A 12,800-nucleotide genomic window follows, 5' to 3' on the forward strand; every position below is an offset into this window, starting at 1 on the left:
TTGAATTTTATGAAACAAAAAAACCGAATCATTTCTGATTCGGTTTTAAATGTATTTACGATTTGTAAATTATTTTACTTCTTCGAAATCTACATCTTGAGTTTGGTCTCCTGAAGCGCTTGCTTGTGGCTCAGTTTGAGAAGCTCCTCCTTGCTCTTGTGATTTGTACATTTCTTCTGTAGCTGTTTTCCAAGCTGCATTTACATTATCTAAACCTTTTTGAATAGCATCTAAATCTTGAGATTCATGACCCATTTTCAATTCAGTTAAAGCGTATTCGATAGCTGTTTTGTGTTCAGCAGTTAATTTATCACCAATTTCTTTTAATTGACTTTCTGTTTGGAAAATCATCGAATCAGCTTCGTTTAACTTGTCTGCTCTTTCTTTAGCCAATTTATCAGCTTCAGCATTTAATTCAGCATCTTTTTTCATTTTTTCGATTTCTTCTGCTGTTAAACCTGAAGAAGCTTCGATACGAATATCATGCGATTTACCTGTTCCTTTATCAGTAGCAGAAACTTTGATGATACCATTAGCATCAATATCAAATGTTACTTCAATTTGAGGAACACCTCTTGGTGCTGGTGGAATACCATCTAAATGGAAACGACCAATTGTTTTATTATCATTTGCCATTGGTCTTTCTCCTTGAATAACGTGGATTTCCACCGATGGCTGATTATCTGCTGCTGTTGAGAAAACTTGAGATTTTCTTGTTGGAATAGTAGTATTAGACTCAATTAATTTAGTCATTACACTTCCCATAGTTTCAATACCTAATGAAAGTGGTGTAACGTCTAATAATAATACGTCTTTTACCTCACCAGTTAAAACTCCACCTTGAATTGCAGCTCCAATTGCTACTACTTCATCAGGATTTACTCCTTTTGATGGTTTTTTTCCGAAGAATTTCTCTACTTGTTCTTGGATAACAGGAATACGAGTTGAACCTCCTACTAAGATAACTTCATCGATATCAGAAACTGATAAACCAGCGTCTTTTAACGCTTTAGCAACAGGTTCCATAGAACGTTTTACTAAAGTTTCAGCTAATTGCTCGAATTTTGCTCTTGTTAATGTTTGAACTAAGTGTTTTGGTCCAGAAGCCGTAGCTGTTACGTATGGTAAGTTGATTTCTGTTTGAGCAGAAGCTGATAATTCAATTTTAGCTTTCTCAGCTGCTTCTTTTAAACGTTGTAATGCCATTGGGTCTTTACGTAAATCAACACCTTCATTTGCGTTGAATTCGTTAGCTAACCAATCGATAATTACTTGGTCAAAATCATCTCCACCTAAGTGTGTATCTCCGTTTGTAGATAAAACTTCAAAAACTCCGTCTCCTAATTCTAATACAGAAATATCAAATGTACCTCCACCTAAATCGTAAACTGCAATTTTTTGGTCTTTACCTTGTTTGTCTAATCCATAAGCTAAAGCTGCTGCTGTAGGCTCATTGATAATACGCATTACTTTTAAACCTGCGATTTCACCTGCTTCTTTCGTAGCCTGACGTTGCGCATCGTTAAAGTAAGCTGGAACAGTAATAACTGCTTCAGTAACTGAATGACCTAAATAATCTTCAGCTGTTTTTTTCATTTTTTGAAGTGTCATTGCAGACAATTCTTGTGGTGTGTATAAACGACCATCGATATCAACACGTGGTGTATCGTTGTCCCCTTTTACTACCTTGTAAGCTACTGTTGAAGCTTCTTTAGCACTTTCAGTGTACTTGTTCCCCATAAAACGTTTGATAGATGCAATCGTTTTTGTTGGGTTAGTTACTGCTTGTCTTTTTGCCGGATCTCCAACTTTAATTTCTCCACCTTCTACAAATGCAATAACAGATGGTGTTGTTCTTTTACCTTCTGCGTTTGCAATTACAACAGGTTCTCCACCTTCCATTACAGCCACACATGAGTTGGTTGTTCCTAAGTCGATTCCAATAATTTTGCTCATTTTTATACTTGTTAGATTTTAAATTTCAATTTTAAACTCGATGACTCTAATTCAATGATTGTGCCATAACGAAAAATACAGAAAATTGACAGAAAACAGCTTTTGTCAGGTTTTTTAAACTGACAAAATGTCGTTTTATGTTGCTTTTTTTATTCTATTCTGACTTAAATTTCTAAAATTAGTCATATTGAAAACCAAAATAGAAATCAAAATCAAAGAATAAGAAACGATTTGAGCAATTGAAACTGATTCTTTAAAATAGAAAATCGCTAAAAAGAAATGAATCAATGGATTAGTATACATCAAAATCCCAACAGTTGAAGAATTTAATCCTTTTAAAGCATAAAGATTAAGAAACAAAGGAATGATAGTAAAAACAATAACAATAATCAAAAGTAAAGAATAAAACAGAAATTCGGTTGGAACAGCACCACCAAAACTTGGATAAAACGGTACTAATATGACTGAAGCAATCACCATTTGAATGGTTAATATCAAGAATTTATCAAAGTCACTATTCTTTCTTTGGGAAACCAAATAAAATCCAAAACTTAAAGCAATTATAACGCTGTAAATCAAATCTTTGAAATTTCCATAAGATAATATCACACAACTAATTACGCACAAACCAACTGCAGTCCATTGCCAAACATCAATTCTTTCTTTCAATAATATAAACGCTAAGACAGTGGTTAATATTGGACAAATAATATAAGCAAATGAAGCCGATTGCAAGCTAACGTGATTCACGGCATATATAAATAAAAACCAATTTAATACAAGTAAAATTCCGCCAACAACCGTCATGATTACTGCTGATTTTTGTTTTTTCTTGGAAAGCTCTTTGAACGTTTTCTTCGCTTCAACAACAACTGATTTTCTAAACATTAAATTAATTCCCAACAAAAACGCTGTAGCAATGAAAACTCGGAAGAATAAAATATCTAGTGAAGCATAATTAGTTAAAGGTTTCAAAGCCAAACTAAAAAATCCCCAAATAATAAAGGCAGATAAAGCAGATAAAAAATATTTATTTATTGGCATGACTTTTTTTTTGCAAAAGAACTAAAAAAGAAGGAAATCAAATCCCAATTTTATGTTATTAATTCAAAAAGATTTATAACAATTGAACTCTTTTACGTGTTGTTTAATTTCAATTTTAAAGACTATATTTGCTGTAGTAAAGAAATGAATTTATGGAATGTATATCCGTTTTTGATATGTTAAAGATTGGTGTTGGACCTTCGAGTTCACACACCCTTGGACCATGGCGTGCTGCCGAACAATTTTTAAAAGAATTGCGCGAACGTAATCTTATTGATACCGTAATTGGTGTCAAAGTAGATTTATATGGTTCCTTATCACTAACTGGAAAAGGGCACGCGACAGATTTGGCGGTAATGTTAGGTTTAAGTGGCGCTGATCCTGAATACATTCCTGTGGAAAGTATTGATGTGATTATTTCGGCTATTAAAAACAAGAAAGAAATTTTCTTAGGAAATGAAATCTTAATTCCGTTTTGTTTTGAAACCGATATTGTTTTCAACAGAAACTTTTTACCTTTTCATGCCAACGGATTAACTTTTACCGCCAAAACCGATACTGAGACTTATTCGGAAACCTATTATTCTATTGGTGGCGGATTTGTAGTTAAAGAAAAAGAAGACCATCATAAGGAAGAAATTTTACATACTTTTCCATTTCCGGTTGAAAAAGCGGATGAATTATTGGCTTTTTGTGTAGCCGAAAATAAAAAAATATCGGAAATCGTATACGAAAACGAGAAAACCATGCGTAGCGAAGAAGAAATTCACAACGAATTACTTCGTATTTGGGATACGATGTTAGAATGCATGTACATTGGTTGTCATTCAGAGGGAATTCTACCTGGAGGACTTAATGTTCGTAGAAGAGCGTATGACATGCACAAAAACTTGATTGGTGTTTTACCTTATGAAGATCCGTATTCATGGTTGCAAATCATCAGACAAACCGAAGTTAAATTCCGTCAGATTTTAAAATGGGTAAGTTGTTTTGCTTTGGCTGTAAATGAAGTAAATGCTTCGCTAGGTCGTGTAGTGACTGCTCCTACCAATGGAAGTGCCGGAGTTATTCCAGCGGTTTTGATGTATTATTTGGTAATCGAAAATCATGAAGCGGGCGAAAAAGAAATCAAACAATTTTTAATGGTAGCAGGTGAAATAGGTTCTATCTTCAAGAAAGGAGCCACCATTTCAGCCGCTATGGGTGGTTGTCAGGCAGAAATTGGTGTTTCGAGTGCTATGGCAGCAGCAGCTTTGTGCGAATTAATGGGCGGAACTCCAGCCCAAGTTACCATGGCAGCCGAAATTGCGATGGAGCATCACTTAGGATTAACTTGTGACCCAATTGGTGGTTTGGTGCAAATTCCTTGTATTGAAAGAAATACTATGGGTGCCATTAAAGCTATTAATGCAGCTGAATTAGCCTTAGAAACTGATGCTTTAAATGCAAAAGTTCCGTTAGACAAAGTAATCAATACCATGTGGCAAACTGCTAAAGACATGAATTCTAAATACAAAGAAACTTCAGAAGGTGGTTTAGCTGTAGCAGTAAATATGGCAGATTGTTAATGAAAAATGATCGTATAACCTATTTTATTACGATTTTATTGGTATTAATTCTTGGAATACTTTCAAGGAAAATATCAGGCATTCCATTATTTATTGGAGATGTTTTGTATGCTGTTTTGATTTATTTAGGATTTCGATTTATATTAATCGATTTGAAAAAAGCAACTTCTCTCCTATTGGGTTTACTTTTTTGTTTTAGTATCGAAATCTTACAATTGGTTCAAATTAATTGGTTAATTGCTATTAGAAAAACTACTTTAGGTCATTATATTTTGGGCGAAGGTTTTCTTTGGTCAGATTTACTTTGCTATATAATTGGAACTTTGATGGCTTTTCTAATAGATGAAAAACTTATTAAAACTCAAAACTTAAACTCGTTGTAACAAAAAAGTTATTCGACTTATTGTCAAAGAAAATAGCTTCTTTCGAATCGAAATAACGGGCTTCGGTTCTTAATTTCACTTTAGAATTTGGTAAATAATCAAAGTTTATGGAAGCTCCTGAGGTTTTAAAAGCATCTGAAGTGGCAATAATCACGTTATCTTCATCTTGATAATATTCAAATCTAACCGCAGTTTGCCATTTTGAACTTATCGAATACTGTGCAATCAAAACTGGACTCATCCAATATAAATGTTTGTCATTCAAAGAAGAACTATCTTGAATGCCAAAATCAAATCCTAAAATTGTGCGCCATTTTGAATTCCATGTATTGTCCCAATAAAAATTACTAAAATAACGCATTGCTAATTCGGTTCCATAAAATTCTTTTCCAATAAAAGTACTCCAATTCAAAGTGGCTTTTTCAGAAGGCTTGTATGTAATTTGAGTTCCAAAAGATGGAGTAACGTCTTTTTGTGACTTATTAATTCGTTGCCAACCGTTTGTTACTAATCCAGAAAAGCTCCATTTATCATTTGGTTCATACTTATATTTGATTCCTGTCATAAAATAAGGCGAATTCTCTGCTAAAATAGAACGTGTTAAAGTCAAATTGGTAGCCGTTGTTGCCGATTCAAATCCAATGTAACTTGGCATGATTCCAACTTCAATTGATGATTTCTTATTATCATTCAAATAAATTCCTACATAAGCTTCACTCAATAATTTTATATCTTCCGAAGCGTAATTATCATCAACATATGTTCCTGCATGAACAGCAATTGATGCATAAGTATTACCGTATTGTAATTGTGCACGAATTAATCCATTGTTCACATTAAACTCGTTATGACGGTTATAATTGTACATAAATGGAAGTTTGCTATCCGTGGTTGGACTGCTAAAATCATACGCATAATACGTTTCTAAAAAACCCGAAACTTTAATTTTTAAGGAATCTTTTTCTTGTGAGAAGATTGAAAAAGGAAGTAATATTAGAATTAAAATAAATCTCATTGATACATTTATTTCTTTCTTCTAGTGTCAATCAAATGGATAATTTGCCATTTTCCGTTGTCGTTATACAAGGTAAAAGCATTTGCACCAATGTGACTTAACTTATCGTTTACATAAAATTCATACGGTGTCCAAACATGCGCTAAGTTTCCATCGATTTCTACTTTGTAGTCTATTAGCTTTTCAAAGATTTTAAGATTGGCAGGAATAGTAGCTATTGAATTTAAAAACTCATCAAATTTTTCATCTTTCAGTTTGTTTCCTTCTTTGGTATTAGCAACTGTTCGCAATACAATTTCTGGATGACACAATTCTCTTAAAGCAACAGTATCTTTTGCATGAAATGCAATAAAAAAATCTTCTACAATTGCTTTAGGCGTCTTTTCTTGAGCAAAAAACAAGTTTGATACTAAAAAAGTTGTGATAATAAGTAGTTTTTTCATTGCGAAATTATTTGGTTAGTGCATTAGTAGCACTTGAACTAAATATGTTACAATTCCGGCAATGTAACCTGCTACAGCTAATGGAGTTATTTTTTTTAAATACCACATAAAGGTAATTTTTTCTTTCTCCATCACAGCAATACCAGCAGCTGAACCAATAACTAACATACTTCCTCCAGTTCCAGCACATAGAGCAATAAATTCCCATAAAGAATGATCCATAGGATAATCCGCTAATGAGAACATTCCTTGTGTAGCAGCTACTAAACTTCCGTTATCTACAATTGATGATAGAACCCCAATTGCAACAATCATGGAATCAGTATTAGGAAGATTTGTTATTAAAATATTAGCCATTTCTTTTAAAACGCCCACTTCTTGTAATGCAAATACCATTAATAAAATCCCCATGAAATATAAAATAGAGCTGATATCTACCTTTGTTAATGCATGTGCTACTGAAAAACTATCTTTTTCTTCTTGAGATTTTTTTCTATGATATACTATCGAAACTAATGAAACCATTGACAACGAAATCAAAACACCAATAAAGGGTGGTAATCCTGTTAAAGTTTTAATAACAGGTACCATAACTAAACCTACAACACCCGCAATAAAAACACTCATACTTCCTTTCATTTTTTCTTCCTGGCGCACTTGAGCCATTGAAACTTGAGCTCTTAAAACCGCAAACCCTCGCATTCTGAAACTTGCAATAATTGTAGGAACTAATAATACCATAACTGAAGGTAAAAATAACGCTTTCACAATTCCAAAAGAACTTACTTGTCCGCCAATCCATAACAAAGTTGTGGTAACATCCCCAATCGGACTGAAAGCTCCTCCAGCATTTGCAGCAATTACTACAATTCCTGTCAATATCATTCTGATTTCTCCTTTTGGCATTAATTTTCTTAAAAGCGTAACCATAATGATTGCTGTAGCTAAATTGTCTAATAAAGCCGATAGAATAAAAGTTATAAAAGCAACTATCCAAAGTAATTTTAAAACAGATGTAGTTCTAATTCTACTAGTAATTACGGTAAAACCTTTATGAATATCAATCAATTCAACAATAGTCATAGCGCCCATTAAGAAAATTAGTAAGCCTGAAATCTCACCAAAATATTCCATTAATTTTTCCGTAACCAAATGCTGATCATCGTGGCTAAATATAGCGATAACCACCCAACAAATGGTTCCAGTAAGTAATGCAGTAATTGTCTTATTTATTCGTATAGGAGACTCTAAAATAACTGATAAATAACCTAGAATAGCAACAAAAAGTAATATTGATATCATTTTTCTATTTTTAAAACGGCACTAAAATACAGCAATAATTTAACATAAATTTAATATTTGAGAAATATTTTTCAAGTGCCGTAAAAAGAATGTAACATTTACTACCTTTGTCTTTCAAATACTATAAAAACATGTCAGTAGCGAAGAAAGATTATAAAAGAATCACAACAAAAACACTAATTGAAATGAAAGAAAATGGAGAAAAAATCTCCATGTTAACTGCATACGATTTTACAATGGCTAAAATTGTAGATTCTGCTGGTGTTGATGTTATTTTAGTTGGCGATTCTGCAAGTAATGTTATGGCTGGACATGAAACTACACTTCCTATTACATTAGACCAAATGATATATCACGCATCAAGTGTCGTTAGAGCTTGTGAAAGAGCTTTAGTTGTGGTTGATTTACCTTTCGGAAGTTACCAATCTGATTCTAAAGAAGCGTTACGTTCATCCATCAGAATAATGAAAGAAAGTGGCGGACATGCAGTAAAATTAGAAGGTGGAAGCGAAATAAAAGATTCTATCAAAAAAATATTAAATGCTGGAATTCCCGTTATGGGACATTTGGGTTTAACACCGCAGTCTATTTATAAATTCGGAACTTATACCGTTAGAGCCAAAGAAGATGCTGAGGCTGAAAAATTATTGGAAGATGCTAAAATGCTTGAAAAATTAGGTTGCTTTGCCTTAGTTTTAGAAAAAATTCCTGCTGCGTTGGCAGAAAAAGTAGCTAAAAGTATCTCGATTCCAGTAATCGGAATTGGTGCTGGTGGCGGCGTTGACGGACAAGTATTGGTAATCCACGATATGTTAGGTATGAATAACGAATTTAGTCCAAGATTCTTACGCCGTTATTTAGATTTATACGATCAAATGACAAAAGCCATTGGGCAATATGTTACCGATGTGAAATCTCAGGATTTCCCAAATGCAAACGAACAATATTAATTGTGTCTACTAAAGAAATTTCAACAAAAAATAATCTTCAAATTCTTCACGAAGACAATCATATTATTGTCATCAATAAGCGTGTAGGCGATATTGTTCAAGGAGATAAAACAGGCGATAAACCACTTTCGGATGTGGTAAAAGAATACATCAAAGAAAAATACAATAAACCTGGAGATGTTTTTTTAGGTGTTGTGCATCGCTTAGACAGACCTACGACTGGAATTGTTGTTTTTGCAAAAACGTCAAAAGCACTAACGCGTTTAAACGAAACTTTTAAAAACAGAGAAACGCAAAAAACGTATTGGGCAGTAGTGAAAAATTGTCCTCCAAAAGAAAAAGATACTTTAGTACACTTTTTAAAACGAAATACTAAAAACAATACCTCAAAAGCACATTTAAAAGAAGTGCCTGAAAGTAAACAAGCAAGTTTAAGCTATCAAATCATTAAAAAATTAGATAATTATTACGCACTTGAAATTGATTTACATACGGGAAGACATCATCAAATTAGAGCGCAATTACAAGCAATAGGTTGCCCAATTAAAGGCGATTTGAAATATGGTTTTGACAGAAGTAATCCAGATGGCGGTATACATTTACATGCAAGAAAATTAATTTTAAACCATCCTGTTACTAAAGAAACCATGTCTTTTATCGCGCAAACTCCTAATAATATTGTTTGGAATTTAATAAATTAAGAAAATTTTTAAGTTTTTAATTAAATTTTACTAAATTTATTGCAACTAATACCAAAGCAATGAATGATTTTTCAAATTCACATCTCGATGCGCAACAAAAAATCAAATCACTTGAAGCGGAATTAGCATACTATAAAAATAGAGATGCGTTACACGAAAATTTTGAATATTTCTTCAATGAAACAACTGATTTAATTTGTATAGCCAATCTTGACGGCTATTTTTTAAAAATAAACAAAGCATTCACAAATACATTAGGTTATTCAGAAACTGAACTTATATCAGAACAATTTATCAATTTTGTTCATCCAGATGATGTTACGAAGACCTTGTCTGAATTAGAAAATCTCAATGATGGAATTAACACTTTTAATTTCAAAAATCGCTACCAGAAGAAAGATGGAAGTTGTATTTGGCTGCAATGGATTTCAACAATTAATACAAAAACTAAAATAATTTTTGCTGTAGCAAGAGATGTTACTGAGATTATAACTACTCAAGAAAAATTAATCTTGAGTGAAAAATTGCTGAACGAATCTCAAAAAATGGCAGGAATTGGAAGTTGGGAATTTGACTTAAAAACTAATGATTTATATTGGTCTGATGAACTTTATAAGATTTTCGAAATAGAAAAAGAAACTCGAAATCTTTATGAAAAATATTTAAGCCGTTTTAAAGATGAAGATAAACAAAACCTTGAAAATAAAATTCACAATAATACCATTATTAATAAAACTAATTATGAAATTGAACATCCAATTTATTTTGAAGATGGTCGAGTAAAATGGATTTTAGGTTATGGAGAACCCATTTTAAATGATGAAGGAGAAGTGATTAAACTCCGAGGAATTGCAAAGGATATAACAACACAAAAAGAACACGACCAAGCTATAAAAGCCAAAGAATATGCAGAAACAGCTAGTCAGGCAAAAACAGATTTTCTGGCCAATATGAGTCATGAAATACGAACTCCTTTAAATGGCATCATTGGATTTTCAGATTTGTTACTTAAAACCAAACTTGATTCAAATCAGAAAGTCTACATGAATAATATCAATCAGTCAGCTAATTTGTTGTTGGATATTATTACCGATATTTTAGATTTTTCAAAAATTGAATCTGGAAAATTTGAATTATTTTTAGAACCTGTAGACATCAGAATTCTCGCAAATCAAGTCATCGAATTATTCAAACCACATTCGATAAATAAAAAAATCGATATACATGTTATTATTGATTCTCAACTTCCAACATATATATTCGCAGATATAGTTCGACTAAAACAAGTGTTAGTAAATTTAATAGGAAATGCAGTGAAGTTTACTAATTTTGGCGAAGTCGTATTACAAATTAAAGAAATTAAAAAAATTAAAAATCAATTTTCAACGATACAATTTTCTGTAATTGATACCGGAATCGGAATAAAAAAAGAAAATCTAAATAAAATATTTCAATCATTTGTACAAGAAGATGTCTCAACAAATAAAAAATTTGGTGGTACAGGATTAGGATTATCCATTTCAAATAAAATACTTGAAAAGTGTAATAGTAAAATTGAAGTAAATAGCGTTTATAGCGAAGGAAGTAATTTTAATTTTACCATTACATTTAAAATAGCAAAATCATCTCAAAACGAAATTAACGATTCTCATAATTTCAATCAAATCACAAATTTTGAAACCAATAAATTCTCTCAAAAATTAAAAATATTAATCGTAGAAGATAATATGATTAATATGTTACTTTGTAAAAAAATGGTGCAATCTATTCTACCAAATAGCTCTGTTTTTGAAGCCGAAAACGGTCAAAAAGCAATTGAATTATTAGAAGAGAATACTGTTGATTTAATCCTTTTAGATATTCAAATGCCAATAAAAAATGGTTATGAAACAACAATTGAAATAAGAAAAAACAACAAATTAAAAAATTTGCCTATTATTGCACTCACAGCTGGAATAATGATTGGTGAAAAAGAAAAATGCATCGAATATGGTATGGATGATTATATTTCGAAACCATTTAAATTACTAGAATTAAAAACCATAATTAATAAATACATTTAAAATTACATGAAAATTATTAAATTCATTCTTACTATCAGCTTGATTACCAATTCTTTATTTTCTCAAGAACATTTTAGTGGAATTTCAACTTCTAAAAGAGGAGGTTTATTAAATGCAACAAATAATGCTGCTGAATTAGTAAACATGAGTACTAAATATGAAGTTAACGCATTCAATTTTTCAATAGGAATGGCTAATAACAAACTTACATTTAGTGATTTAGTTAGCGGAAATAATTTAGAAGATAAAATTTTTGAAGGAAATGATGTTGTTAACCTAAGATTAGATACTCAGATACTTGGTCCCTCATTTGCTTTTAAATACCAAAAATGGGGATTTGGAATTACTTCAGTTGCCAATATTAAAGCTAATGTTATTAATTTGGACTCTAAATTGGGCGATGCTATTCAAAATGGTGAATTAAGTAATATTTTTTCTCAAACTGTTATTTCATCAAACGATAACCAACGTTTAAACGCTACCACTTGGGGTGAGCTAGATTTTACAATTGCTAGAAATTTAATTGATTTACCTAAACATAAAATAAGTGTTGGTACCAATTTACGTTTATTATTCCCTGGTGCTTATGCCAACTTTTCTGCAACAAACCTAAATGGTACAATCGTAAACAATTTTGGAGATATTTCTTTAGTAAATGCTTCCGCTAATGTCAATATTGCTTATGCTGGAGTTTTAGCAAACAATTATAATGACCAAGGAAACTACAATGAATTTTTCTCTCAAGGAATCAATGGTTTTGCTGCTGACATAGCCTTTAACTATAGATGGAAAGACGAAAATGACGCCAATAGTTACCGATTAAATGCTGGGCTTTCTGTGAAAAACATTGGATCAATGACTTTTAAATCAGATAATAATTTAAGTAAAAACTACATTTTAAACGTTGATAACTTAGAAAGTTTAGATTTGAATCAATTTGAAAATGTTGAAAGTTTAACTGAAATTGAAGCTATCTTAAATGACCCAGCAAACGCTGCTTATTTTCAATCAACATCAAGCACAGCAGATTACACAGTAAAATTACCTACAGTAATTAACGCTTATGCCGATGTTAGATTAACCAAAAAATGGTTTGTAACTGGAAGCATCAATCAAAAAGTAAGCGACGATAGTAAAAGTGATTTTATTACCACTCAAAATTCCTATACTTTAATTCCTAGATTTACAACAAAATGGTTTGAAGCTTATGCACCACTTGCAGCAAATGAAATTTCAGGATTTACTAGTGGTATTGGATTTAGATTATCAGGATTTTTTATAGGATCAAACAGTGTATTTACAGCTTTAGCCGATAGCGGAAAACAAGCCGATTTATATTTAGGAGTTCGTTTTGGGTTTTAATAATTTTTAAAAG

11 protein-coding genes are annotated in these 12,800 nt (G+C 31.8%); 6 read left to right on the forward strand and 5 right to left on the reverse strand.

Annotated elements, in window-relative coordinates; all coding sequences use genetic code 11:
• Positions 1-69 precede the first annotated feature (69 nt).
• Entirely contained in the window at positions 70-1,956 is a 1,887-nt protein-coding gene (gene dnaK / locus OJ995_RS09655) for a molecular chaperone DnaK (RefSeq protein ID WP_264369225.1), read from the reverse strand.
• 135 nt (positions 1,957-2,091) lie between these two features.
• Positions 2,092-3,000 carry an EamA family transporter gene (locus OJ995_RS09660; protein WP_264369226.1) on the reverse strand — a complete coding sequence of 303 codons (909 nt, stop codon included), beginning with the start codon at positions 2,998-3,000 and terminating at the stop codon, positions 2,092-2,094.
• A gap of 152 nt (positions 3,001-3,152) precedes the next feature.
• Here OJ995_RS09660 and OJ995_RS09665 point away from each other — a divergent pair, with 152 nt between their 5' ends.
• Complete coding sequence (locus OJ995_RS09665; protein ID WP_264369227.1) at positions 3,153-4,568, forward strand: L-serine ammonia-lyase; 1,416 nt, start codon at positions 3,153-3,155, stop codon at positions 4,566-4,568.
• Complete coding sequence (locus OJ995_RS09670; protein ID WP_264369228.1) at positions 4,568-4,951, forward strand: ribosomal maturation YjgA family protein; 384 nt, start codon at positions 4,568-4,570, stop codon at positions 4,949-4,951. The genes OJ995_RS09665 and OJ995_RS09670 overlap by 1 nt, the downstream gene beginning before the upstream one ends.
• Here OJ995_RS09670 and OJ995_RS09675 read toward each other — a convergent pair.
• From OJ995_RS09675 to nhaD, 3 genes are read right to left on the reverse strand one after another with little or no spacing between them, the layout of a single operon-like run.
• Positions 4,923-5,966 carry a porin gene (locus OJ995_RS09675; protein ID WP_264369229.1) on the reverse strand — a complete coding sequence of 348 codons (1,044 nt, stop codon included), beginning with the start codon at positions 5,964-5,966 and terminating at the stop codon, positions 4,923-4,925. The genes OJ995_RS09670 and OJ995_RS09675 overlap by 29 nt on opposite strands.
• Positions 5,967-5,974: 8 nt before the next feature.
• Complete coding sequence (locus OJ995_RS09680; protein ID WP_264369230.1) at positions 5,975-6,409, reverse strand: nuclear transport factor 2 family protein; 435 nt, start codon at positions 6,407-6,409, stop codon at positions 5,975-5,977.
• 15 nt (positions 6,410-6,424) lie between these two features.
• Positions 6,425-7,711, reverse strand: a complete 1,287-nt coding sequence (nhaD, locus tag OJ995_RS09685) for a sodium:proton antiporter NhaD (protein ID WP_264369231.1) — start codon at positions 7,709-7,711, stop codon at positions 6,425-6,427.
• 131 nt (positions 7,712-7,842) lie between these two features.
• On the opposite strand from nhaD, the gene panB reads away from it, so the two are divergent.
• From panB to OJ995_RS09705, 4 genes are read left to right on the forward strand one after another with little or no spacing between them, the layout of a single operon-like run.
• Positions 7,843-8,661 (forward strand): 3-methyl-2-oxobutanoate hydroxymethyltransferase, encoded by an 819-nt coding sequence (gene panB, locus OJ995_RS09690; RefSeq protein WP_133606475.1) that lies wholly within the window; start codon positions 7,843-7,845, stop codon positions 8,659-8,661.
• Positions 8,662-8,663: 2 nt separating this feature from the next.
• The gene (locus OJ995_RS09695) at positions 8,664-9,362 is read left to right on the forward strand and encodes an RluA family pseudouridine synthase (RefSeq protein WP_264369232.1); all 699 of its coding nucleotides are present in this window, start codon (positions 8,664-8,666) and stop codon (positions 9,360-9,362) included.
• A 59-nt stretch (positions 9,363-9,421) separates the two neighbouring features.
• On the forward strand, positions 9,422-11,425 hold the full coding sequence (locus OJ995_RS09700) for a PAS domain S-box protein (RefSeq protein ID WP_264369233.1): 2,004 nt from the start codon (positions 9,422-9,424) through the stop codon (positions 11,423-11,425).
• A gap of 6 nt (positions 11,426-11,431) precedes the next feature.
• Positions 11,432-12,787, forward strand: coding sequence for a hypothetical protein (locus tag OJ995_RS09705; protein WP_264369234.1), 1,356 nt, complete (start codon positions 11,432-11,434; stop codon positions 12,785-12,787).
• Positions 12,788-12,800: the final 13 nt, after the last annotated feature.

This window comes from Flavobacterium lacisediminis, from assembly GCF_025909975.1.
GTDB lineage: Bacteria > Bacteroidota > Bacteroidia > Flavobacteriales > Flavobacteriaceae > Flavobacterium > Flavobacterium lacisediminis.

What these genes read in the sequence shown, in the direction of transcription:
- OJ995_RS09665 (WP_264369227.1), top strand. Translation starts at nt 3,153, where the DNA reads ATGGAATGTATATCCGTTTTTGATATGTTAAAGATTGGTGTTGGACCT.
- panB (WP_133606475.1), top strand. Translation starts at nt 7,843, where the DNA reads ATGTCAGTAGCGAAGAAAGATTATAAAAGAATCACAACAAAAACACTA.
- OJ995_RS09705 (WP_264369234.1), top strand. Translation starts at nt 11,432, where the DNA reads ATGAAAATTATTAAATTCATTCTTACTATCAGCTTGATTACCAATTCT.
- OJ995_RS09700 (WP_264369233.1), top strand. Translation starts at nt 9,422, where the DNA reads ATGAATGATTTTTCAAATTCACATCTCGATGCGCAACAAAAAATCAAA.
- OJ995_RS09675 (WP_264369229.1), bottom strand. Translation starts at nt 5,966, where the DNA reads ATGAGATTTATTTTAATTCTAATATTACTTCCTTTTTCAATCTTCTCA.
- OJ995_RS09670 (WP_264369228.1), top strand. Translation starts at nt 4,568, where the DNA reads ATGAAAAATGATCGTATAACCTATTTTATTACGATTTTATTGGTATTA.
- dnaK (WP_264369225.1), bottom strand. Translation starts at nt 1,956, where the DNA reads ATGAGCAAAATTATTGGAATCGACTTAGGAACAACCAACTCATGTGTG.
- OJ995_RS09680 (WP_264369230.1), bottom strand. Translation starts at nt 6,409, where the DNA reads ATGAAAAAACTACTTATTATCACAACTTTTTTAGTATCAAACTTGTTT.
- OJ995_RS09660 (WP_264369226.1), bottom strand. Translation starts at nt 3,000, where the DNA reads ATGCCAATAAATAAATATTTTTTATCTGCTTTATCTGCCTTTATTATT.
- nhaD (WP_264369231.1), bottom strand. Translation starts at nt 7,711, where the DNA reads ATGATATCAATATTACTTTTTGTTGCTATTCTAGGTTATTTATCAGTT.